Genomic DNA, 24,643 nt, shown 5'->3' with positions numbered 1-24,643 from the left:
AGCAATTAAAATTAATTAACAAATATAAAGAAAGGGTGTTGTGTATGTACAACAAAAAAGTAATTTCAGTTTTATTATCTACTATAATTGCAAGTTCAACTAGTTTAGGCATTACACCTAGTATTAATGTTTTTGCTGATAATAAGAATTATGAAAATAATTTAGAAAATGAAAAATTTTTACTTGATATGGGTGAATATGAAAATGACGATGGAATTCTAAGTTTTCCTGATGCAAAGGGAGTTATAAAAGAACAAGCTAATCTATTTTTTAATTTTGATGGTGAAAGTAATGTGAAAATTAGTTATATAAAAAATGGAAATAAAATGGAAGGAATAACATATGAACCTTCTCTTAAAAGTCGAGTTATAAATATAAGAATAGAAAATCAACAAGAGTTAGAAGAAGTATTAAAATCATTAGAAATAAAATGTGATGGGAATGTAAATTTCTCAATAAAATTGACTAGTATTCCAAAAGGAACTATAAGCTCAAATGGTGATGGAGAAAAAGAAGCAATAGATGGGAATTTAGGAAGCCATTTTAAAGCTGATGGAACAGGTTGGTGGCAGTTATTATTTGATAAAGAAACAGAATTAGATAAAATAAATTTGACATTTGGAAGAAAAAATGGTGCAGAAATACAAGCACTTAAAGATGGAAATTGGACAAAGATAGGTGAAGCCAATGACTACGCTATAGACCTCTATTCTAGAGAGACTCAAACTATTAAAGTAGATAAAGGTATCTATAAAGGAGTAAAAGTAATCCCTAATTTATCTGACGATAATATGAGTAGACTTTGCGAGATTTCATTTGATGAAACTGAAGCACAGCATTTTAATTATACTGATTCTCCAAGTTTAAACTTAGGCGAGCCATCTATTAATGACTCTTTTGTTACTTTTCCAAGTGCAGTTGTAAATGGATTTGATAAATTGAGTCTAAAGCTTGAATATTCGACACCTATAGGAACTGAATATGAAGTTAATGGAAATAAGATAAATAGTGATGAAAAAGTGGTAATTACAGAGGCATATGATAGAAAAACAATAAATGAAATACTAAAAACATTGAAGTTAAATACAAAAAACCAAAAAGTTAAAATTGATGTAAGCCTTGTAGATATGGAACTAAAGAAAACTTTTCCTGATGGAACGGTTGCAACAGGAACTTATTATGGTGCAGGTTATCCAGCGAATGTGATTGATTGTAATGTAAACACGTATTGGAATGCTCCTAGTGAATCTGGAAATATCAATTTCAAATTTCCAAGTCAAACTAAAGTTGATACTATAAAATTAAAAGTATCTCCATCGACAACAATAAAAAATCAATACACTATAACTGGTAAGAAAGGAGGGTCATCAGAGGTAATTGGTCAAACAGTTGAAATAGTGAAAGGGAATGAGATGAATACAGTTGATATCCCTATTATAAAAAAAGGTGATTATGATGAAATTAATGTAAGTTCGTCTTGGATAGCTACTGGAGGATTAGGAAGTGCTTGGGCTACTATACATGAAGTTATATTAAACTCTAATTTAGAAGAAGAACTTGCTTCAGATTCTGTAACAGTAGATAAAATTGAAAGTATGTTAAATTTAGAGCTTGGAGAAAAGAAAGTAATAAATAATAAAATCACATTTCCTGATGCTAAGGGAAATACAGTCGGATTTGGTTCTAGTATAGTCTTTGAGCTCAATGATGTAGAAAATCAGGATACGTCTATAAAGTATCAATTAAATGGAGAGGAAATAATAAAAAAAGATAAGACTGTTAAAATAGAAATAAATTCTCAAAAGGAACTAGATGAGATATTAAAAAGCTTAGAAATTACTTTTGATGAACTTGAAGGATGTTCTTTAAAGATATTTTCAGTTTCTTCAGATGCAGATATGGAAAATTTATCTTGGCAGATTCCTAAAAATTTTGTAGCTTCAGGAATAGGTTATGGAAATAATCAACCTAGCAATGTTTTTAAAGGTAGTGTAGGATGGAACGCAGGAACTTATAATACATCAATGTATTTAAAAAATATAAATAATGTATATCTATCTGCAATAAGATATAATTCTAAAAACGCTTTAATTGTTAGGGGGAAAAATAATGGAACTTGGAAAGATATTGGCTCATTTGGGGCAAATCAATCAAATGCAAAATTCGATGTCGTTCCTAATAATTATGAAGAGCTAGAATTCTATTCATATGGAAGAGATTGGGCTCATATCTATGATTTAGAGTTTTTTATGTCTGATAAAAAAAAGGAATGTTTAAACATATCTATAGATAAAGCTAATTTTGAAATAGGTGATTTTAACAGCGATGGAAAAGGGAATATAACATTTCCAAGTGCAGCTGGCAAAATAAATACAAATACTAGTTTAAATATATCATTTAAAAATGGATATAATAGAAATTTAGTAACAACTTATAGTGTAGATGGCGAAGAAAAAAAAGAAAACAATGAAAATATAGTTATTAATATAGAAAATAATGAGCAACTAAAAGAAGTATTAAGTAGTCTTAAAATATCACATGATAACACATCTAATTTAGATATGTCTTTTTCTCTAAATTTCAACTCTGGGAAAAAGATTACAAAAGATATTAAAATTGAAATGGATGATAGCTTGGATATGGGTGAAATACAACATTCTAATGGAATAATAACATTCAAAAATGCTGCTGGAAAAATAAGAGATAAGGCAGATTTAAATTTTGTTTCAAAAACTGAGTTAGAAATAAGATATAGTATAAATGGCGAAGAGATAACTAAAAAGGGAAAAGATATAGTTATCGAAGGATTAACACAAGATACTTTAAATGAGCTTCTAAGAAGTTTTTCTATAAGTTATGATGAATATGAAGGTTGTGAATTTTCTATTAGCCTATTAGGTAAGCCAGTTACAATAACAAAAAATTATAGCATACCACAAGTTCAAGGTAATTTAGAACTAGATTTAGGTGACTATGAGAATGATGGAAACGGAAATGTATTATTTCCAAATGCTAAAGGCTTACTATATAGAAAAGGTAACTTAAATATAAACTTTGAGAAGGGTTTTAGTAACGATATAGAAATAAAATATAAATTAAATGACATTGAATATACTAAAAAACAAAATAGCTTATCTATAGCACTTTCTAATCAAGAACAGTTGGATGAAGTATTAAAGACACTAAAAATTAAATGTGATAGCAGCTTAGAATATAATTTAAATATTACTTTAGCAGAAGAAAGATATATTCCTTTGGGAACTACATCAGATAAACCAGAAGCTTTAACAGGAGGCTGGTATTCTGGAAAAGGTGGAAATACTGCAATAATAACATTTAATTCACCATTAAAAATTAGTACTGTAAGTATATCAAAAACTTCTGGAGTAGATAATCGCTTTTATATTAAGGGGTTAAAAAATAACATATGGAAAGATATAGGTAATTTTACAATATTCTATCCAAATTACGATTATACTAAATTAAGAGAAATTGATGTACAAAGAGATAGTTATGATGCAATTTCTATATATTATGTCGTAAATAACGGATGGGGGAGTGCAAATGTTAGCAAACTTGGATTTTTAGATAAAGTCTCTACTAATATTAAAATTAAACCAGATATAAATTTAAAAGTTACTTTAGTAGATAATTTAGAAAAAGCAAAATTAAAATGGAATAGTGATTTAGAAGCATATGCATACAATATTTATGTTAAGAAAAAAGATGATAAGAGTTGGACCTTATCTAAAAGTGTGACATCAGATATTAATGAAATAGATGATTATAGTATAAAAGATTCAGTAGCCCCTTTAGTTCCAGAATATAAAATACAAGATGAATTGAAAAAAGGAATACAATTAAATTCAGACGATTTAGGAAGTGAATATTCATATTATATAAATGCAATTGACAGAAATGGAAATAAAATAGGAACATCAAATGTTGAAAATATAAATGTACAAAGTGATTTTAAAGAATTTGTTTATGAGGTAAGCAATAGTTCTACAATACCACTTGAATTAAAAAATAAAAGTAATGGTTTTATACAATTTAGAGATTTAGTAGATAAAAATTATTTATATGTAGCATCAGTTGATAATGCAGGAAATATTAGTGCTATAAAAACAATTCCAATTTTAGGTCTGTTTGTAGATGAACCTCCTGTTATAAATGTACCTGGAGATAGTTCTTTAAAAGCAAATAGTAAAATAGATGTAAATGAGGGAGTGTCTGCTACTGATGAAATAGATGGAGACTTAACAAGTAAAATTAATACTAAAATTATATCTCCTAAAGGGGAAGTTGTATCTGATATAGATACAAATATTCTAGGGAACTGGATTATAGAATATAAGGTAACTGATAGCAAGGGTCAAACTACAGAATATATCAGAAAAATAAATGTAATAAAGAATATAAACTTAAAACTTAATGTTGGAGAACTATTAACAACAAGTAAGTTTACACAATTTCCAAATGCTAAAATAGAATCTAAAGAGCAAAATGAAAAAGTAAATGGAATTAAGATGTATTTTAGCAATGAGTTTAATGATTCTATGAAAGTTCATTATACACTAAATGGAATTGAAAAAATAACAACTAATAGAAGTATAGTTATAGATGATGAATTAACCATTAAAGATGCTGAAAATTTAATTAAATCAGTAAAAATTGAACATGATAATAGTAAGAAATTTAACTTTAATATAGTTTTAAGTAGTAATGATGCTGAAAGTATAATTTATAATTATGAAAATAATCATTATTATAAATTTATTTATTCGAAGGGAATTAGCTTAGAAGATGCTAAAAAAGAAGCAAGTAAACAAGAGTTTTTAGGTAATAAAGGTTATTTAGTAAAAATAGATTCAGAAAGCGAAAAAGAAGTTTTAAGTATGTTAACAGAACAATCATTTTGGAATGAAGCATCAACAGATAATAAAGAAAAGAATGGTTTTGTAGTAGAATTTGGGATGGAAGATAAACTTCCTTCTCCAGATACAATAAATATTTTTGACTATGAAAGCATTATAAATATTGAACCTTTTAAGTCTAAACAAGATATAGTACTTAATACATTAGTAGATAAAAAAGAAAATAAAGTAATACTAGATTGGAACGATGTTAAAGATATAAGTTATTATAAAGTATTTCAAAAGAAAAATGATATAGGGGATTTTCAAGTAATTTCATCAGATAAAAATGAAAGTTATTTTGAAGATATTGAAGGAAAAGATATAAATGAACCAACAACTCCTATATATAAATTATACGATACAGGAATAAAACAGGGTTTAAAATTCGATTCTGAGGATGTTGCTTCTAAATTTGAATATTATGTGGAAGGTGTATCAGAATTTGGAGATGTAACGCATACTTCAAATAAAAAAATGGTTGAAATAAAATCTGGTCTTGAAGGTTTTAGCTATGAAGTTACTGATAACGCTACTCCATCATCAAATTTGGGGGATGTAATAAATAGTTCAGATGGATTTATTTCTGCAAAAGAATTAGCAAGTAAAAAATATATCCATATAATCTCTATAGATAAAGCAGGAAATAAGAGTCAGATAGTTACATTACCAATAACAGGATTATTTATAGACAACCCACCAGTTTTAAGAATTGGTGGAAACATATCAGTCTCACAAAATGAAGAGTATGATGTTATGAAAAATATCTCAGCAGAAGATGATTATGATGGAGATTTAACTAAAGATATAAAAGTGAGTATTAAAAATCCAAATGGTAAAATAACTGATAAATTTGATACAAATATCTTAGGAAAATGGACAATAGAATATAGTGTGAAAGATAGTAAAGAACAAGAGAGTAAGGTTATAAAATACATTACAGTAAAGGAAGATTTTGATTATTTAAATCTTGATTTAGGTGAAGCAAATAAGAAAAGATTCCTAGTTAATTTTCCTGATGCAAAAATTACAAATAATAGCAATGAATTAATAAATGGTATTAAACTTTATATAAATGAAGGATTTAATAATAGCATACTTATTAAATACAATGACAAAGGTGTAAAGAAATCTGTAAAAGGGCAACAGGTAATATTAAAAGATAAATATACTACAGAAGAAGCAGAAGAATTAATTAAATCAATTGAGATAGAACATGATAATAGTACAAGTTTTACATTTAATGTAAGATTACAAAATAATAATGTAGATGATATGGTATATAATCCCCAAAATGGTAATTATTATCAATTTGTAGAAGCGAAAAGAATAAGTTGGAAAAATGCTAAATTAGAAGCTGAAAAAATGGAATATAAGGGTCTAAAAGGACATTTAGCAACAATTAAATCAAAACATGAGTTAGACCTGTTTAACTCTTTAACAACGAAAACTACTTGGCTTGGAGCAACAGATGAGGAAAAAGAAGGTCAATGGAAGTGGGTTACAGGAGAGCTTGTTAAATTTACAAATTGGTGTTCTGGAGAACCGAATAATTTTGGAGGAACTGAACATTATATGGTGTCTATTAAAAATTCAAAAGGTTTATGGAATGACACAAACAACTCACCTGACCCATATTGGACAGACATAGAGGGGTTTGTTGTTGAATTTGAAAATGATAAAAATAATGATAGTAGCATTATATATAAATATGAAGATACTGCACATATACAAAAAATAGTATCAAATCAAGATATTGTTTTGAATTCTACAAATGATAATAAAAGTAATTGTGTTAATTTGAGTTGGAATAAATATAAAGATTCAGAATATTATAAAGTTTTTAGAAGAGAGTTGAATAGTAATTCAGATGAATTTAAAACTATCTCAGAGAGTACAAAAGAAAATTATCTTAAAGATGTAGATGGAAAAGATATAACACCTCCAGTATACGATTTTTCTTTAATATTTGATAAGGAAATGAGTTCGAGATTAGAATTTCATGCAGAAGAAGTTGGAACGACATATGAATATAAAATAGAAAGTTATGATAAAGACGATTATCAAACTGCATATTCAAATGTTTCTAAAGCTACAGTCACATCTAAGTTTAAAGGATATAGCTACATTGTTGATGAAAATCCAGATACAGAGCTTGATGATAATATTATAAATAATACAGATGGAAAATTTTCTTTTGAAAATATAACTTATAATACATATCTTCATATAAAAGCAATAGATGAGCAAGGTAATGCTACAAAAACAAAACATATTAAACTTGCTGATGAAACACATAATAATGAGCCACGAATAACTGTAAAAGGAAAAAATAGAGTTATTAAAATAGGAGAAGAATTTAATAAACTGGATGGTGTAAAAGCATATGACCTAGAAGATGGAGATTTAACAGATAAGTTAGTTGTTGAAGGAGAAGTCAATAATCAAATAAAAGGTGTATATGAAATTAAATACAGTGTTGAAGATAGTAAAGGCTTAAAATCAGAAGTAATTGTAAAAGTAAATGTTACAGGTGATATGAAGTTAAATATAGAAGAACCAAAAAAAGATGAATTGGTAATCAATTGGAATGAGGTAAAAAATGCTGTTAAGTATAAATTATATAGAACAAATATAAATGGGTATGATTTTGAAGAAAAAGGAGTTTTCAATGATACCACATTTATAGATAATTCAGCCAATGATGTAAGTTCCCCGATAATAACTTATTTAAATGAAGTAATTATCGGAGAAGAAACGAGTAAAATTGGTAGACTTACTATTTTAACTAAAAATATAATAAAATTAGCAGATAAAGGAATCAATAAAGATTCAGAACAAAATACTGAATTAAAATTATTAGCAAGAGATTTAGCATCAACATATAGATACTTCGTTGAAGCAATAGACATAAATGGTAATGTTATAAACTCTAGTGAAATTAAAAATGGTTCTGTTTCAGTTGGATTAGCAGGGTTCAATTATATAATAGACGATAAGGAAGATACAGAAGCAGCCAATTTTGTAAATGCAAAAAATGTGAGCGATATAGATATATCTAATAGTAAGTTCAAATTTCTACATGTGAGAGCTATTGACCTAAATGGAAATGTAAGCCAAACTGCACATCATTTAATAAGTAGCAAATATGATACTAATCATGTTCCCGTTATAAGGGGTGTGAACACTATAAGGGTTAAAGAAGGGGATAAATTTGACCCATTTAAAGGAATAAGTGCATATGACACAGAAGATGGAGATTTAACGTCTAAAATAGAAATTGAGGGAAAAGTAAATTCAGATGTAAATGGAAAATACCTATTAACATATAAAGTTGAAGATTCTCAAGGGAATAAAAGAGAAGTGAAAAGAAATATAATTGTATATGCTGATATGGAAATTAAAGTAACGCCAGACTTTGAAGAAAATAATTTAGTCATATCCTGGGAAGAGAACCCTTTAAAAGAAAAAGTATTTTATGAAGTTAGAAAATATGATTATGAAATTGGAAACTATAAAACTGTTGGATATACAGAAGATTTAAATTTTGTAGATAAAAATGCAAAAGATATTTATGGTCCAAAAGTAAATAATATACATGGTAGTGATATGGATACAGATGAATTAAAGGATAAAATTACACTTAATATAAATGCTAGAGATGTAGGAGCTTCTGAAAAGTATCAAGTTAGAACTAGATTAAAGGAAGATAACTTAATTCTTAGGGATATGACAAGTGAAGAAGGAAATGAATGGGGAGTTACAGGAAGTATAAGTGGAGTTGTTAAATCTTTTAAATGGAAATTAAGCAATAAAAGAGAAGATAATTTAAAAAGTGGTATGATAACCACATCTATATCTACTAATAAAATAGAATTTGAACATAAAGGATATAAATATATTCATGTTGTGCCAATTGATTCTTATGACAATGAAGGAGATATTGTACATTATGAAATTGGTAAACCACCTGCTGAGGAAGTAATTGAGCCACCTATTATAAATATAACTGGAGTTCCAATTATAAATGGAGTGAGTACTGCAACCATAATGATTGGTGATGAATTTAAAATAATGAAAGGTGTTACTGCAAAAGATTACAAAGGTCAAGATTTAACCAATTTTATCAAAGTCAAAGGATTTGTAAACAGATATGAAAAAGGTGAATATGAGTTAGTATATTCAGTAACAGATTTTAAAGGTCAAGAAACTTCAAGAGTATGTAAGATAAGAGTTATAGACTATAGTGAGCAATTACCAGATTCCAAACCAAATGAAATAAATAGTCCTCCAGAAGTCAATTTTTGGGATGAAGATTACATTTATGTAGGCGAAAAATATGGAGAAGATAGAATTTTAAATGGTATAAGAGTTATTGATGCTGAAGATGGAGACATAACAAATAAAATAACTTATGAAACTAACTTAGATATTAATGCAGTTGGGACATATGTAATACTTTATAGTGTAAGTGATAGTGATGGTAATAAAGTAAAATTTACTAGAGTTGTGTATGTCATAGAAAAAGGAGCAGATAAACCAAATTTAGGTAATAATAATGAAAATTGGCAAAATGGAAGATGGGCGAGAATAAAAACTTATAATAAATACCTAAATGTAGGAGATACATTTAATATAAAAAGTGGAGTATATGCTTATGATGATGTAGATGGAGACATAACAGCACAAATAAAAGCGTCTGGTATTGTAAATACAATTAAACCTGGTGCATACAATGTGACTTACAAAGTAAAAAATTCAGATAATAATACAACTGTAGCAGGAGCGACAATATTTGTAAAAGATGGTGGATGGGACAATAATAATGGTGAGGAACCTAATCCAAATCCAGATTGGGGTGATAATGATAATGATGATTCACATAATAATCACATTCCAACTAGACCAGACCAACCAAATCAAGATGAAGATAACGTAAATGGTGATAAGCTTCCTAATATAGATGATGATGCAGGTAAAGATGATAATAAAGATATATTCATTGACAAAGACGGAAACAAGGTATTTCCAGATGGAACAATTGAAAAACCAGATGGAACAGAAATTAAACCAAATGAAGAAGGTGAAAAACCAACTATTGATGATAATGGAAATATAATTGTACCACCAGGAGGGATAATTATATTTCCAGATGGGACAATTCAAATACCAGAAGGTGGAGCAATACTTAAACCAGATGGAGTAATAATATATCCTAAAAAAGATGAAGAAGTAAAAGACAAAGATAATAATTCTAAAGAAGAATCCTCAAATAGTATAAGTTCTCTTATAAATGATGAGAAGATAGAAAAGGAAATTGATAATAATAATATAGAGAAAAATAATCCTCCTACAGGTGATACGGGGATAGGTATATTTTGGGGTATAGGAATATTATCTACAATAGGTTTAATTTTTAATAGAAGAAAAAAATAATTAAACTATTTTATATCATAATAGTATTTAGAAGAGTTATCTTTTCAAGTAATTATCATTTTAAAACATAAGATGGTTGTGAAGTTATAGTGTTTATTCTGTATCAAGCATAATTTTTAGAAAAAAGCATAAGATATTTAATAGTAATTAAACCTAGAAGAACGTAATGCGTTCTTCTAGGGTGTTACAAAATAAAATTCAAAAATATATACTATGAATAAAATTATGTAAAGAGAGAGATCATCATGGAATTTTTAGGTACTAGAATAAGAGAACGAAGAAAAGAATTAGGACTCACAATAGAACAACTATCTGAAAAAATTGATATAGGGTATAACCATCTCAGTAATATTGAAAGAGGTAGAAAAATACCAAGTTTGAGTACATTTTTAGAACTTATAAATGCTTTAGACATATCAGCAGATATAATTCTTAAAGATTCAGTTGAGCATGTTAAACCAAATGTTTTAAATGAAATAACAAATAAATTGGAAGATTTGAATCCTGATCAATTGAGAACTGTAGAAGAAGTTTTAACTGTATTAATTAAAAATCTAAAATATTTAGAAAATAAGGATTAAAAAAGAGTTATTTTAATAAGATAACTCTTTTTTTATGTTCATCAGTTATATTGTAGTTGCTTTATATAGCCTACAATATAACTTTTTTTATGAATATTTTTAAGAGGTGATAAAAATGTTTTTCGATAAAAATGAAAGAAAGAACTTTAAAAAACAATTAGAAAGTCAACTAAATTATAATGTGATTTTAGCTAATTGCAGAATAGATGGGATAGAGTATCCTTCTATTCTATTTAAATGTAATAGACAAACAAATTGGGGTGTTGTATATGTTGATGAAAAATCAAATGAATATTTAAATAAAAAATTATATTATTGGGGAAGGTTGTGCAAATATGAAGAAGAATCAAAAGAGCTATTAATTGATACAGTTATAATAAGTGAATTTCTATCTATAGAAAAGGCAAAAGAGATATTAACTAATGGCGAGCTATATCCTAAGGAATACAGAAATAATATAGATAATGAATCATCTATACTAACAACATCAAATAATGAATAATATTGTGGAGGAAATATGTTAAATAAATTTGGAAAATACAAAATAGAATTTGTAGCTAATATTGAGGAGATATTTATTCATATAACAATTTATAAAAAACTTGTGATAGAAGAAGTATCAGAGATATCACTTTTTCAGCTAGGAAATTATAGTGAAATAAAGCTTTTGTCAGATTGTATTTATATAAACAGTAATCTGTTAGGAACTACAGTTATACAGAATAGTTTTAGACATAAGTATGAGATTAAAAAATTAATAAAGAAAAATACAATAGCTGAAGATTATATAACAAGTTTAAATGAAAGCGAGTTGTATAAATCAGTTATAGGAAATGAAGAATTTGAAATTATAAATGAGGATATAAGTTTTGTTTTTAATACTCTTAAGAAGAAATATAGTGATTCAGATTGTTTTGAATTAAATAATATTACTTATAAAATTACAGAACTTTAAAGGTGAGCAGATGAAAATAAAAACATTTAGAGGAAAATCTATAAAAAATAATCACTGGATATATGGACATTATTATTCAACAGGAGTTAATGATACTAAAATACATAAGATAGTATATAACACAGGAAAATCAGATTTAATAGATCATCATATACCAATAAAAAGAAATACGCTAGGAGAAATTACATTTAAAAAGGATTCTGATGGAACTAATATATATTCTGATGATATAGTTCATTCAATAGTATATATAGCTAAAAATGATATGAAAGACTTGTATTTTGATAAAAAATCAATAATAGGGGTAGTGAAATTTCATAATGGAAGTTGGAAAATATATGATGGTGATAGTTACTATTTATTATTTAATGAGTCAAATGAGATAACCATTATAGGAAATAAATATGATAATGAAGATTTGATAAAAAAGTATAATTTATGTACCAAGAATAGAGGTGATTTATTTGAGTGAAGAAAGTTATATTATAGACCATTCGCTAAAAGACATAAGAGATAAAATAAATTTAAATAATGGAAATATCTTTAAGGCTTTAGAAACATTAGAGAATACAAAGTATCATTTAGTACAACAAATAATGAAAAATGAACAGGTAGCTGAAAGATTAGAATTAGATGATGTGAGTAATTATTCTGATAAGTTAATCGAAGTAAATGAATATGTAGAAAACAAAAAAATAAAAATATGGACAGATATGTTGCCACCAAATTTATTTTCAGTAGAATCTTCAAGATATTATTCTGATTATAAAGAATTGATTCAACAGTTAATAATTTATAAATTAAGTGGATTTAACGAACATTTCAACAAAATTATCATAAAATATAAGTTGTATTTAGATTATCTAAAGTATGATGTTGATAACTATTTTTTTAAAACATATACAGATGCAATTATGAAATCTAATTTAATCAAGGATGATAATTTTGAGCAAGTAAAAATACTAATGACTGGTGAAAGTAGTGAAAATATAGGTCTAGAAATAACAATTTATAATCAAGATTTTTCCTTAGAATATGTAAATGAGATTTGTATATTATAATGAGTTTTTTAATATACAAAATGATAATTTTTCAATATTGAAAAATCGCATTTTTCAATATTGAAATACTTATTCTAAAAAAGTATTGAATTTCAATACAAAAAAAAGGAGTTAAATGTAGTATTTGCAATGCTTTCATGAAAAAATTTCCTGACAAAATAGGTACAGATTTAGGTATGCTAACAAAAAAAGCTGAGATTTGTGTACCGATAAAATCTCAAATAACTTTAAAAAAATTTGCTAGGAAATTGAAATAAAAAAGAGTTATATTTCAGATAAAAAAATTTGAATAAAGAAAGGAAAATTATACAATTGGGTGATATAACAATTAAAGAACGAGATCTAGAATGCTTAAAATTATTAAATGAGTATGGATCTGTGAAAAGAAAGTATTTACATAAATTTTATGAGTTAAAAGACCCAAAGAATAAATATTCTAATCAGTATAAGTATGCAAGAATAAATAGACTTAAAGAAGAACAATATATTGAGGAAAATAATAAAATGTTCACATTAGGTAATGAAGGTCGTATCTATTTAAAATTGCTTGGGGAAAAAATTCATTATAAAAATTATTTGAGAATGGAAAAAAGAAGATTTTTAGCAGAGATTCATGAGTTATTGTATAGTTTTAAAAATTTCAAAAAAAGATTAGGACGTTCACAAATACAGAATGGTAAATATATAAAAGATGGAACAGAGTTTATAAAATTATTTTATGGGAAAGTTATTGGTAATAATGACAAAGAATATTTTGTATATAAAATAAAAAGAAATTCAAACAATTTTTATATTAAAAAAGTTATAAATGAGATTAATGATCTAATGATAGAAAATGTAATTATATTCTTCGAAAATGAAGATAATTTAAGATATTATAAATCAATAGACATTCAAAAAAAATTTATCAAAAAAGAAATATTAATGAGTTTGAAAGAGGATTCATTTAAAGTATTAAATTTAATTTCTGATGATATGCTCAATAATGAAAATATATTTGATTTGCTAAAGAGCAATATCAATATAAAGTTTATAAATAACTATCTCTATATAAATAATATAATAACATTTAATTTTTTAGAAAATGATTTTGTAAAAGAGGAACTAGTTAATTATTTTATACAGGAGCAGACAATTGATAGTTGTTATATCCTATGCTTTGAACATCAAAGAGATAAAGTAAAGAATGAATTTAAGAATGCAAAGATAGTTAGTCTAGATATTAATTCTATATACAAATAAGGCATTAAATACCCATTTAAAGCTATTTTATAAATGTTTCTAATCTTTTACATGATGAATAGCTAATTAACTAAATAAATCCAATTTATTAAATACAATATTCAGATTCTATAACTGAATATTGTATTTTTTTTAGGAGGTGATTAAATTATCAAAGATTTATCTAATTTTAAGTAATATATTAAAAAAGATACCAAGAAGTAGTCAAAAAAAGTATTTAGCACTTATAGCTACAATAATATACATGGAAGCTCCTATTGTAATTATGATTAGAGAAGGATTCTTTAATGTAAATTTATTAGAGCTATATTTTTCTCCTATTAAAGTTTTGTTTAAGTTATTTAATTTCCAAATAATATTTACACTTATAAATCTTAATATAACTTTCTTAATATTTGGATTCATAATAAGAGCCATATTCATTGTAAATAAATCCGGTTCTTTTAATTTTGAGGAGAAAGAGAAAAAAATAGATTGTGCAAAAAATTTAGGGACATATGGAACTGCTGAATGGATGGGAAGAGGCGAAATTAACAAATTACAGGATTATATTTCAATTAATACAAATGAAGGTATAATATTTGGATATTTTAGGGGTACAAAGGATATAATCACCTTGCCTAAAAATACATTCAATAATCGAAATGTAGCTGTATTTGGAAGTTCAGGTTCAATGAAGTCTCGTAGTTTTGTTATTCCAAATATTTTAAATCTCATTCGCTCAGAAGAAAGTATGTTTATAACAGATCCAAAAGGAGAGCTTCTTAGAAAATGTTCTAGTATATTAGAAAAGTTTGGTTACATAGTAAAGGCATTAAACTTAAACAATATTGAATGCTCAAATCAATGGAACATATTATCAACTGTAGAAGATGATATGAGTGCTATAACATTTGCACAATCAATTATGCTTAATACAAAAGAAAATAAAAAAGCTGGAGGTGATTTTTGGGAAAAAGGACAAGAAAATTTATTAAAGGCATTAGTTTTATACATAATAAAAGAACTTCCAGAAAATGAAAGAAATATGACTTCACTATATAGTTTTCTAACTGCAAAAGATGCAGCTAAAAAACTAGAAATGAGATTTAAATTTCTTAGAGAAGACCATATTGCGATTCAGCCATATAATATATTTTTAGAAAGCTCTGAAAATACTAAAATAAGATCTGGAATGATCTCTGGATTAGCAACTAGATTACAATTGTTCCAGTCTAAAAAATTTAAAATGCTTACCTCAGAAAATGAGATAGACTTAGGGCTTCCAGGAAGAAAAAAATGTGCTTATTTTGCTGTTTTACCAGATTCACATGCTTCATTTGATTTTATGGCCTGTTTATTTTTTTCTATGGCTTTTATAAAATTGATATCAATAGCAGATAGAAAACCAACAGGAAAATTAGATAAACAAGTAAATTTCATATTAGATGAGTTTCCTAATATAGCTCAGATTCCTGACTTTGAAAAGAAAATGGCTACAATACGTTCAAGGGGTATAAATGCGTTTGTAATATTTCAAAATATAACACAACTTCAAAATAGATATCCAGAAGGAAAATGGGAAGATATTTTAGGAAATTGTGATAATCATATATTTTTGGGATGTAATGAAAATACAACTGCTAAATTTATCTCAGACACTTTAGGTTCTATGACTATTAAAGATTTTTCAGAAAGTAAAGATAAATATAGTTTTAATCCATTAGAAAAGAAAATATCCGAAAAATATGTAAAAAGAAATATTTTAAATATGGATGAGGTTAGAAGGATAAATCCGTTTCATTCTATATTAATGCTAAAAGGGCAAAATCCTATAAAAATGAGCAAGATGGATTACACAAACCATGAACTTAGTGATGAAATGGAAGAAATACCAATATATTATATGCTCAAAGAATGGTCCAAAGAATTCCATAAAGATTGGCTATATTCTTTTAGAGATGAAATAACAATTGATGAACATATGGAAGAAGATATGAAAGAAAGAAATATAAAAGCTCTTCAAGAGTTAGATATGTTGATAGCAGAATGTGAAAATAAATCTTTTGAACAGAGTAATTTTAATACCAATGAATTAAGTAATCAGATATTTAATATAAAATCTATTAGTAATGAAACTAATCCTGAAAAAGATATAAAAATAAACTTAGAAAAAAGTAATCTCATACAGGATGAGTATAATTTAGAATTTTATGAGTATGAAGCACAACAAATAATATTAGAAGAAGAATATTATAATGAATTAGAAATACATGAAGATAAAGGGATTTCTAATGAAAGAGATTTAGTTGTAGAAGATGTTGGAGGAGATATACATATAAATATAGCTCTAAACAATGAAGAAGATGAAAATGATGATATAGATATAGAAAATAAAAAAGAATTGATGTCTTTATCTATGTTCAACAAATAAAAAACTTGGAGGATAAAAAAATGGAAGAAATAAGAATAAATGAGGAAACAGTAAAAATAGAGGAAAGTAATGAAGTTAGAAGTATCGAGCTTCCAGATTCAGAGTTGATACAATTTATGGAGAAAGACAAAATAAATGAAATTGAAGAAGTAAATGTTGATAGTACAAATGTAACTACTAAAGAAGAAAATACATTAATTGAACAACCTAAAAGAAGAAATAATTATACTGGAGAAAGACAAAAAATATCTGAATATAGAGATTTAATGTATCAAAGATATATTGATACTTGTGTAATACAATCTGTAGAAAGAGAAAACAAAAATGGTGATATATATGCTTGTGCTTACAAAGATGAATTAAAGATAAAAATACATGTAGAAGAAATGGATTTATATTTACCTTTATCTGTTAGAAAATTGGAAGGGAGTCAACTTATAGCTGCTAAAGTAAGAGGTTTAAGAAGAATGGTTGGTTCTACTGTATCATATTTGGTAACATCTATAGATGAAGAAAATGAGGTTGTTTATGCTTCTAGAAAAAGAGCATTAGAAATATTAAGAAAAGCTAGACCTCATAATGTAAATGATATTGTATTAGCTAAAGTTATAGATGTAAATGATTATTATGCTGTGACAGAATTTGATGGCCAAATAGGTACTATTGGAAAAAGAGATATATCTAACTCTAGAGTTTATAGAATACAAGATTACTTTGAAATAGGCGATGAAGTAAATTTAAAGATATTAAAATTAGATGAAGAAGGATGCTTTTTAAGTAGAAAAGAACTTGAAGAAGACATATTTGATAAATATATTATTGATAAAAAATATTATTCAGAAAGAGGTGTATATATAGCAAAGATAAAGGAGCTTTCAGAAAAACTAATATATCTTGAACTTAGAAGAGGATTAACTATAGCATGTAATTATCCTGTAAAAAGAAATGTTAATTTAGAAATAGGAAAAGAAATAACTGTATTATTAAGAAAAATAGATAAAGAAAAGAAACAATTATCTGGTCGTATATTTTAGATAGTTCTACTTAGAGCTATCTCTTTTTAATTAAAACAATGTATATAGAAGGTGGGAATATAATCAATGTTAAAAAGCTATTCAGTGGATGAATATATTAAAATACTTAGATTTTGTACATCAGAACAGCTTATAAGACTAGATCCAAAAGATATAGAAAATGTAACTCCCAAAAGTAAAATCAAAAAGATTAATAATATAAAAAAATTTGCATTAAAAAGAGGGCAAAGAATTATAAATCCAGGATATAGTTTTTATTATGATAATGAGAATGATATTTTTATAGATGTATTAGCAGACCAGGATAAAATTAATCAAGACGAGTTAATATTAACTAATGTATATATAGAGTTTAAAAATATGATGAATATATGTTATTTCAATAAAGATAATGGTGTTATTCCAAGGATATATTTTTACCAACTCTATAAAAACAATGATGAGGAAGACTTGAAAAGATTTGATATTATTTATTGCAATCCTTCAGAGCAAAATCTAGTAGAAATATTAATTCAGACAGAAGAAGATATAAAAAATATATTAATAGTTTTAAATGAAAATAGTCTTACCAGCTATCGAGAATTTAAATTATTTAAAAATAAAATGATTGCATTTGTCTTAGTAAAGGATAGAAGATTACTATTAAGTGATAAGCTATCTGATATAGTACAAAAATATAATAATTATAATAAATGCAAATGATATAAATTATTGGTCAATAAGTTTTATTGGCCAATAATTATGAATAGGAGCTTTTATGAGAAAGTATAGAGACATTTTTTTGATAACAATCATACATACAATATTAATTTTGACATCTACGTCGTTAGTAACTATAATAACAAATAGAGTTACTAATGTGTATGTGTATTCGGTTTTAAATATAGTACTATTAGTACTAATATATTACAATATGTATGTTTTAATATATAAGTTCCCAGTAGATATCATTAAGATTAAATATAAAAATAATAAAAAGAAAATTACACACTACATAACAATACTACTTTTTATAATGGTTACAAATTCAATACTACTAAGTAAACTTGAAAATACTTTTTTAAATTTAAGTCTATATTCTGTACTCCCGAAATTAAACTTAATACTTGATACTTCATCTAAACTTATCATTTATTTATTATCTTTATTTATTCAGACTTGTTTAATTGCTCCTATCGCAGAAGAATTAATTTATAGGAAATTTATATTAAATAATCTACTTGATAATTGTAATGCTTTCAAGTCTATAATATTATCTTCTTTTTTATTTAGTATATATCATTTAAATCTATTACAAGGCATCAATGCAATGATAATAGGTGTCTTTCTAGGCTATTTATACCATAGGACTTGTTCAATTAATATATGTATCTTATTACATTTTATTAATAATTTTATTAACTTCATTATTTTGACAATCTATATTACATAAAAAATCTTTAGTTTTTCTAAAACATTTTAAAATATGACATTTATGCTATAGAACAAGTTAATAATATGCATGAAGTTATTGATTTAGTTGACATTAAGAATAAAGACTCAGAAGATATAGCCATTCAATGCACAGTAAATATATGGTAATAATTGGATTTGATTATATAAAATTATTGCTGTAACATTTAATTAAATAAACAAATGATTGGGGCGATAATTATGTATTTGAGAAGATTATCAAAATCAGAATTAATTATAATGAAATTTATTTGGAGTTTAGATACAGGGGTAAAATCATATGATGTTGTTAATTATATGAAAGAAAAATATAGCTGGTCAGAAAAAACAACACTAAAGACTTTGTCTAAGTTATCAAATAAAAGATTCTTATATATTCAAGAAACAAGTCAATGTACATACTATACAATTTCAATTAAAGAAGATAAGTATTCTGAATTTATATCGCAAAAAATACATAAGCTCTTAGGGTGCAACTCTATAAAAAGCCTTTTAGTGTCATTATTTCAAGAAGAATTAACAGATGAAAAGTTAACCTCATTAGAAGAGTGGGTAAAAAACTGGGAAGAAGATGACTAAAAATTTCACCTATACTATTCTCTAAACACCAATTTAAATATATCTAGTAAAAAAGCCCTCATAATCTAAATAAATGGATTGTAAGGACTTTAATTCTATTATAAATAATAATCAATATATCTAGCCATTTGATGAATTTTTATTAGTTCTATACTTATGTTTTAAATTAATAGCAATTGCTATTGCAGTTGCTATTGCAAATTCACTTAATATTATACTTGGATTCCATATTTCAAAGTAGAAGTGGCCAATAATATAGATAGAGAATGCAATTAAATATATTGCGAGACAACTTAATACAATAAATCTAACCCTATCATTTTTTCTTTCCTTTTCGACTAACTGTTGTTGTTGCTTCTCTAAAATTTCTGTTCTAATTGATATTTCATCTATTTCAGATGGTTTCAAAAGATAATCTATTGTAACATTAAATATTTCACCTAAAGCTATTAATTTTTCTGTTTCTGGTATTGATTGACCTGTTTCCCATTTTGATACACTTTGTCTTGACACACTAAGCTGCTCTGCTAAATGTTCCTGAGATAAATTATGTGCTTTTCTTAATTTTAAGATTTTTTCAGATATATCCATTTTTCTCCTCCTCAACCTTTATACTAAAATCTTAACAAATACGCAGGTTGCATACTATCAATTTGACTATATTTTTTGTCAACCTTGAGTTGCATCCCTGTAAAATAAGTATTTTTCTTAACTTACAGTATTCATAAAGTAAATCAAGTGCTATTTTAAAACTCTATAATGTGAATTCCTACAATAATATTATTTTCAAAAAAAAATTATATTTGCCCCATATTATATATGAGGTGAAATAATGTATTTTTTTAATACAAATAAAAATAAGCTGCTTGTCAGCAAAATTAAAAGGAGAGATAAAATAATGGAGTATTTTGATGAATTATTAAAAATGAGTGATTGGAAAAGGTATTTACCACCTTATGTGTATTTAGAGGATTATAGAGATGCATTTAAAGAATATTTTATATCTAATTATCCAGGAGATGTATCAGAAAAAGTTTTTGTAGCAGAAATATTAGAGTGTGAGATACGTCATAAAGAACCATTTGAGTTTAATAGATATTAGCCAATTGGAGGAAGAGGTATGAATATACAAAATGTAGATAAAGATGCGTTTGATCGTATTGTAAAAAATAATATTATAGGTTTATATCTGTATAAGGATGATAAATACTATATCTGTATAGACAACTCATTAGGCAAACTTTGGATGGAAAAAAAGAAAACTGAGAAAGAAGCTTTAGACTGGCTTAATGATGAAGATAATAGTAAATATCAAATTTTAGGTGAAGAACCTATTACAATCCGAGATCCTCGTTTACCCAAACTTACAGCTAAACAATCAAAGATTATATTAAGTATATTTGAGGAATATTTTAAACAATAGAATAATTAGGAGGAATATATAATGATACTAGGAGTATATTATTCAAAACCTAGACATTGTTTATATGTTAATATAGACAATAATAAAACCAATTGCTTTTATGACATAAAATTGAATCACTGGAGCTCAAAAAGAATAGAAAAAGATAAGGTCCTTTTAAGAAAAATATTTGATTTTTGTGGGGTAGAAAGTTTAAAAGAATTTAAGTGTATAAGAAAAAATATCTATAGTAAGCAATATAAAAATCAAGTGTTTATAGATAAATTTCATGAGATTAAACAATATGATATGGATAAATCTACATACAATTATGCTCTAACATTTGCTATAGAACTTGTAATGAAGGGTATAATTAGAGATGATGAGATTAAAGACCTAGAAAAACTTAGGGTAGATTATTTAATAAACTCTTGTAATAGACTGTTTGATATGATTAATTATAATAATCTAGAATCATACCAGAAATTAATATCTATATATATTAGTAATCTTGAGGAATTAGGATTTAATACTAATGAGTTTAAAAAAAAGTTAAAAAATATAATTAAAGATTGTAGAATAAAATATCTTTTAAATTCAATTACTAAATATTGGGCTAAAATAAGCAATTTAGATTTTATTAATCTAAAAGATGCTAAGGAATATGATATCATAATAGAAGAACTCTCTTTCTTAGGCTATGACACTAAAGAACTTGAAAAAAGATGTGAAAGAATTTTAGAACATAAAAAAAATGAAAAATATGAATTTATGAAAGACAAGGTTGTATATTCAATAAATATAAATTCTTTTATACTTGAAAGTAAAGTAAATACACTAAATAAAATAGAAAATTTTATAATCAACTCAGGTATAGATAAGCACATAAGAGAAATTAGTGACAGTGAATATGATATAAAAGTATACTTAAAGGGATTAGATTTATATAACAGAAATTATGAACTTCTTGAAACTGGGATTACAAAAAATCTAATCAAACTGGATAACATGCCTATAATTTTAGATTTACTAAATAATACTGTTCTAACACTACAAAAAAAACCTTCTGAGTTTTATATAGCAAAATGTAATGAATATGGACAAATAGAATCATTTCTTTTAAAAACAATTCCAATAAATGATAAAAATTATACATATGATTTTGGGACATATGACTTTATACCTGGGTATTATATCATAAAATATGGAGATAAAGAATCTATATATAAATATGATAGTACAGAATGGTTTAAAGTAAAATATATACAAACATATGTTTTGGATTTCAACTATATACCTTAAATAAACATGCATTATAGTGTAGCTAGATTAATAGCAATTAAAAATAAGCTGCTTGTCAACAAAGTTAATAGGAGATAATAATATGAATGAAAATAAGATAAATACAATAGCTGAATTAGTAAAAAAAGCAATGTTAGAAGATGATTATATAAATGTGAATGAATATCTTTACTTGCAAAAAACATGGAATGGAAAAACAAGTAATAGCGTTTGCATTACTTTATATGATGATACAAATATATATCTAAGAATGACAGAAAAAATTAAATATATTAGTATTGATAGTTGCAAGTATGGAGATTGGGAAGATTACAATATAGAAACTATTTATGAATATGAAGATACCATAATTAAATGTTTAATAGGTTATATGAGTCAAAATAATTTAGAAGTGTAAAAAGTTAATTTATTTAACTTTTTATACCTATTACAATAACAATTTTACTAATAAGAGTTATAATTAAAATATAAAAAATAGGAGTTGTTTTAAATGGATAAGACAAGAACTTTAAATGACTTAAAAAAAAGAATCTTAAATGAAATGTTAGATAGGCACTATTATATGGTAAAGTCTATGTTAAAATTCATTTCAATGGATAATTCGATTGATAAAGGATATGCAGATAGTCTTTTTAAATATGCAAGCATAAAAAGAATGAAGTTTCTATTAGCTTCATGTATTGAAAAATTAAAAAATATTAATGAGAAAGACGAAGAAGCTAAGCATATTATTCTTATTGCAATCGAAACTAGTCTAGATGAACTAGGTGACCTTATATTGATTAATTATGATATTGAGAAAATTAAAAATGATTTAAAAGATGATATTGATTCTAATAATATTATTTCAATATCAGATATTGAGAAATATGAAAAAATCTTTGAAAAAGAATTTAATAATGTGTGTAGCGAATATGTAGGAAAAATAGAAAATGTTATCAAAAGAAATAGAGAATTTTTAGATAATAATATTGTATATGTTAATTATTTTAATAAAAATTCATTTTGTTTAGATAGAGACAAGCATAAATCTATAAATGAAGATGACTACCATACTTTATTTGGTGTATTGATGGATACTAAAATATGTAAACTATCAGAATCATCAACGAATGAAAATAAATTTGAATATAAAATAAATTTGAATAAATTGAAGAAATACAATATAAAATATGAGATATTAAATAAGGAGTTTGTTAAAGCTATTGAACTAAAAGAGTTCAATGATATTCCATATGAATTAAAAAAATTAAATGGACAGACTTTTAAATCAATGCCTGGCTATTATGTTGCTAAATGTGATGAAAATGGTGAAATAATTTCTTTTCTAACAACAATAATAGATAGATCAAGAAGTGGTGCAACAGTAACATATGAATTTGAAAAATATGAATTTGAAGATGGCTATTATGCAGTGAAATATAGTGATGGAAGGTATGCTAATAAAGAAATTTATAAATATTGTGATGGAAAATGGTATAGTGTAATTTACAATCAAAATATAGTTTATGAAAACTAATTTGTTAAATTAAAAAATATTGTAACAAAAAAGAGTTGTAAATATAATATATTTACAACTCTTTACATAAAACTAATTTAGTATAATTTAAACAACTTGCAATATAACTATAGTTTAAGCATAGAATTTTATAACTAACATAGTATAATTTAAACAAATATTATGCAATTTAAGCATAAGGTTTTATAACTAACATAGTATAATTTAAACAAAATATTATGCAATTTAAGCATAGTCTTTTATAACTAACATAGTACAATTTAAACAAAATTCCATATAATTTAAGCATGGCATTTTATAACTAACATAGTACAATTTAAACATGTATATCGCAAGTATAAACATTGAATGTTTATGCTTTAATTATATAAAAAATAATCTGGTATGTCAAAATAAATTTGAATTATAGCAGAAATAATTCATCAATAGCTGCTATAATTAAATGTAGGTAAATTCTATAAATATAGAGTTCAGTATAAGGTTAAATATAACAAATCCAATGGTCAAACCTAGTTCATTTATTGGTATATATTTTATGTTGTTAAAGCTATTCAGAGCAGATAAACTTGAAACTATAGTCATATAAAAGATAACTGTTAAAATTGGTATGGAGATACTTACATCCAGCTCTAATTCATGCTCTTTCATAATATTACTCCTTTCAACATTAATTTATTTAGCTTTATTATAGCATTTAATCTAAGTTTGTTTTAGTATTTTGTCTTAGAATAGGTTCACACTCTTATTTTGT

General features: G+C 25.4%; 20 protein-coding genes. 17 read left to right on the top strand and 3 right to left on the bottom strand.

Translation table 11 applies throughout. The annotated features are described in order from the left end of the window. Nucleotides 1-44 precede the first annotated feature (44 nt). The 10 genes from ACTG44_RS20715 (at nucleotide 45) to ACTG44_RS20670 (ending at nucleotide 18,340) form a co-directional block, all read left to right on the top strand. Complete coding sequence (locus ACTG44_RS20715; RefSeq protein WP_479921710.1) at nucleotides 45-10,352, top strand: immunoglobulin-like domain-containing protein; 10,308 nt, start codon at nucleotides 45-47, stop codon at nucleotides 10,350-10,352. A 245-nt stretch (nucleotides 10,353-10,597) separates the two neighbouring features. Beyond that, on the top strand, nucleotides 10,598-10,933 hold the full coding sequence (locus tag ACTG44_RS20710; protein ID WP_021383376.1) for a helix-turn-helix domain-containing protein: 336 nt from the start codon (nucleotides 10,598-10,600) through the stop codon (nucleotides 10,931-10,933). Nucleotides 10,934-11,048: 115 nt separating this feature from the next. Further along, complete coding sequence (locus ACTG44_RS20705; RefSeq protein ID WP_172693312.1) at nucleotides 11,049-11,435, top strand: hypothetical protein; 387 nt, start codon at nucleotides 11,049-11,051, stop codon at nucleotides 11,433-11,435. Nucleotides 11,436-11,450: 15 nt separating this feature from the next. Further along, entirely contained in the window at nucleotides 11,451-11,888 is a 438-nt protein-coding gene (locus tag ACTG44_RS20700) for a hypothetical protein (RefSeq protein WP_021383343.1), read from the top strand. 10 nt (nucleotides 11,889-11,898) lie between these two features. Then, complete coding sequence (locus tag ACTG44_RS20695) at nucleotides 11,899-12,360, top strand: YopX family protein (protein ID WP_172693311.1); 462 nt, start codon at nucleotides 11,899-11,901, stop codon at nucleotides 12,358-12,360. Next, nucleotides 12,353-12,949, top strand: a complete 597-nt coding sequence (locus ACTG44_RS20690) for a RusA family crossover junction endodeoxyribonuclease (protein ID WP_172693310.1) — start codon at nucleotides 12,353-12,355, stop codon at nucleotides 12,947-12,949. The genes ACTG44_RS20695 and ACTG44_RS20690 overlap by 8 nt, the downstream gene beginning before the upstream one ends. A 378-nt stretch (nucleotides 12,950-13,327) precedes the next feature. Further along, complete coding sequence (locus ACTG44_RS20685; protein WP_131793141.1) at nucleotides 13,328-14,191, top strand: hypothetical protein; 864 nt, start codon at nucleotides 13,328-13,330, stop codon at nucleotides 14,189-14,191. Between the two features lie 139 nt (nucleotides 14,192-14,330). After that, a complete protein-coding gene (locus tag ACTG44_RS20680) occupies nucleotides 14,331-16,604 on the top strand; it encodes a VirD4-like conjugal transfer protein, CD1115 family (RefSeq protein WP_172693308.1) in 2,274 nt (757 codons plus the stop codon). A gap of 20 nt (nucleotides 16,605-16,624) precedes the next feature. After that, nucleotides 16,625-17,638: a S1 RNA-binding domain-containing protein gene (locus tag ACTG44_RS20675; RefSeq protein ID WP_102822225.1), complete on the top strand. Its 1,014-nt coding sequence runs from the start codon at nucleotides 16,625-16,627 to the stop codon at nucleotides 17,636-17,638. 66 nt (nucleotides 17,639-17,704) lie between these two features. Then, entirely contained in the window at nucleotides 17,705-18,340 is a 636-nt protein-coding gene (locus ACTG44_RS20670; protein WP_102822224.1) for a hypothetical protein, read from the top strand. A gap of 288 nt (nucleotides 18,341-18,628) precedes the next feature. On the opposite strand, the gene ACTG44_RS20665 is transcribed toward ACTG44_RS20670, so the two are convergent. Further along, nucleotides 18,629-18,769, bottom strand: a complete 141-nt coding sequence (locus ACTG44_RS20665; RefSeq protein ID WP_228846498.1) for a hypothetical protein — start codon at nucleotides 18,767-18,769, stop codon at nucleotides 18,629-18,631. On the opposite strand from ACTG44_RS20665, the gene ACTG44_RS20660 reads away from it, so the two are divergent. Together ACTG44_RS20660 and ACTG44_RS20655 are read left to right on the top strand one after the other, a co-directional pair. Further along, on the top strand, nucleotides 18,741-19,070 hold the full coding sequence (locus tag ACTG44_RS20660) for a CPBP family intramembrane glutamic endopeptidase (RefSeq protein WP_420314849.1): 330 nt from the start codon (nucleotides 18,741-18,743) through the stop codon (nucleotides 19,068-19,070). The two genes, ACTG44_RS20665 and ACTG44_RS20660, sit on opposite strands and share 29 nt — an antisense overlap. A gap of 221 nt (nucleotides 19,071-19,291) precedes the next feature. After that, complete coding sequence (locus ACTG44_RS20655; RefSeq protein ID WP_021383393.1) at nucleotides 19,292-19,669, top strand: BlaI/MecI/CopY family transcriptional regulator; 378 nt, start codon at nucleotides 19,292-19,294, stop codon at nucleotides 19,667-19,669. A gap of 120 nt (nucleotides 19,670-19,789) precedes the next feature. Here the strand turns inward: ACTG44_RS20655 and ACTG44_RS20650 are convergent, their stop codons facing one another. Then, the gene (locus tag ACTG44_RS20650) at nucleotides 19,790-20,260 is read right to left on the bottom strand and encodes a helix-turn-helix domain-containing protein (RefSeq protein ID WP_172693306.1); all 471 of its coding nucleotides are present in this window, start codon (nucleotides 20,258-20,260) and stop codon (nucleotides 19,790-19,792) included. Nucleotides 20,261-20,567: 307 nt separating this feature from the next. Between ACTG44_RS20650 and ACTG44_RS20645 the strand changes: the two genes are divergently transcribed. From ACTG44_RS20645 to ACTG44_RS20625, 5 genes are all read left to right on the top strand, one after another. Next, the gene (locus ACTG44_RS20645) at nucleotides 20,568-20,771 is read left to right on the top strand and encodes a hypothetical protein (RefSeq protein ID WP_172693305.1); all 204 of its coding nucleotides are present in this window, start codon (nucleotides 20,568-20,570) and stop codon (nucleotides 20,769-20,771) included. Between the two features lie 18 nt (nucleotides 20,772-20,789). Next, on the top strand, nucleotides 20,790-21,092 hold the full coding sequence (locus ACTG44_RS20640; protein ID WP_172693304.1) for a hypothetical protein: 303 nt from the start codon (nucleotides 20,790-20,792) through the stop codon (nucleotides 21,090-21,092). Between the two features lie 21 nt (nucleotides 21,093-21,113). Next, complete coding sequence (locus ACTG44_RS20635; protein ID WP_021383369.1) at nucleotides 21,114-22,373, top strand: hypothetical protein; 1,260 nt, start codon at nucleotides 21,114-21,116, stop codon at nucleotides 22,371-22,373. A gap of 82 nt (nucleotides 22,374-22,455) precedes the next feature. After that, nucleotides 22,456-22,770, top strand: a complete 315-nt coding sequence (locus tag ACTG44_RS20630; RefSeq protein ID WP_172693301.1) for a hypothetical protein — start codon at nucleotides 22,456-22,458, stop codon at nucleotides 22,768-22,770. A 93-nt stretch (nucleotides 22,771-22,863) separates the two neighbouring features. Beyond that, entirely contained in the window at nucleotides 22,864-23,892 is a 1,029-nt protein-coding gene (locus ACTG44_RS20625) for a hypothetical protein (protein ID WP_172693300.1), read from the top strand. Between the two features lie 438 nt (nucleotides 23,893-24,330). Here the strand turns inward: ACTG44_RS20625 and ACTG44_RS20620 are convergent, their stop codons facing one another. Next, complete coding sequence (locus ACTG44_RS20620; RefSeq protein WP_479918814.1) at nucleotides 24,331-24,540, bottom strand: hypothetical protein; 210 nt, start codon at nucleotides 24,538-24,540, stop codon at nucleotides 24,331-24,333. Between the last annotated feature and the right edge of the window lie 103 nt (nucleotides 24,541-24,643).

The organism is Clostridioides sp. LIBA-2809 (genome assembly GCF_056688965.1).
The sequence above is the reverse complement of the archived record's forward strand: the minus strand, read 5'-3'. Positions and strand labels throughout refer to the sequence as shown.

Bases quoted from the DNA above. Each gene is read 5' to 3' on its own strand.
- ACTG44_RS20715 (WP_479921710.1), top strand. From the start codon at position 45: ATGTACAACAAAAAAGTAATTTCAGTTTTATTATCTACTATAATTGCA.
- ACTG44_RS20710 (WP_021383376.1), top strand. From the start codon at position 10,598: ATGGAATTTTTAGGTACTAGAATAAGAGAACGAAGAAAAGAATTAGGA.
- ACTG44_RS20705 (WP_172693312.1), top strand. From the start codon at position 11,049: ATGTTTTTCGATAAAAATGAAAGAAAGAACTTTAAAAAACAATTAGAA.
- ACTG44_RS20700 (WP_021383343.1), top strand. From the start codon at position 11,451: ATGTTAAATAAATTTGGAAAATACAAAATAGAATTTGTAGCTAATATT.
- ACTG44_RS20695 (WP_172693311.1), top strand. From the start codon at position 11,899: ATGAAAATAAAAACATTTAGAGGAAAATCTATAAAAAATAATCACTGG.
- ACTG44_RS20675 (WP_102822225.1), top strand. From the start codon at position 16,625: ATGGAAGAAATAAGAATAAATGAGGAAACAGTAAAAATAGAGGAAAGT.
- ACTG44_RS20670 (WP_102822224.1), top strand. From the start codon at position 17,705: ATGTTAAAAAGCTATTCAGTGGATGAATATATTAAAATACTTAGATTT.
- ACTG44_RS20665 (WP_228846498.1), bottom strand. From the start codon at position 18,769: ATGATAAGTTTAGATGAAGTATCAAGTATTAAGTTTAATTTCGGGAGT.
- ACTG44_RS20655 (WP_021383393.1), top strand. From the start codon at position 19,292: ATGTATTTGAGAAGATTATCAAAATCAGAATTAATTATAATGAAATTT.
- ACTG44_RS20650 (WP_172693306.1), bottom strand. From the start codon at position 20,260: ATGGATATATCTGAAAAAATCTTAAAATTAAGAAAAGCACATAATTTA.
- ACTG44_RS20645 (WP_172693305.1), top strand. From the start codon at position 20,568: ATGGAGTATTTTGATGAATTATTAAAAATGAGTGATTGGAAAAGGTAT.
- ACTG44_RS20640 (WP_172693304.1), top strand. From the start codon at position 20,790: ATGAATATACAAAATGTAGATAAAGATGCGTTTGATCGTATTGTAAAA.
- ACTG44_RS20635 (WP_021383369.1), top strand. From the start codon at position 21,114: ATGATACTAGGAGTATATTATTCAAAACCTAGACATTGTTTATATGTT.
- ACTG44_RS20630 (WP_172693301.1), top strand. From the start codon at position 22,456: ATGAATGAAAATAAGATAAATACAATAGCTGAATTAGTAAAAAAAGCA.
- ACTG44_RS20625 (WP_172693300.1), top strand. From the start codon at position 22,864: ATGGATAAGACAAGAACTTTAAATGACTTAAAAAAAAGAATCTTAAAT.
- ACTG44_RS20620 (WP_479918814.1), bottom strand. From the start codon at position 24,540: ATGAAAGAGCATGAATTAGAGCTGGATGTAAGTATCTCCATACCAATT.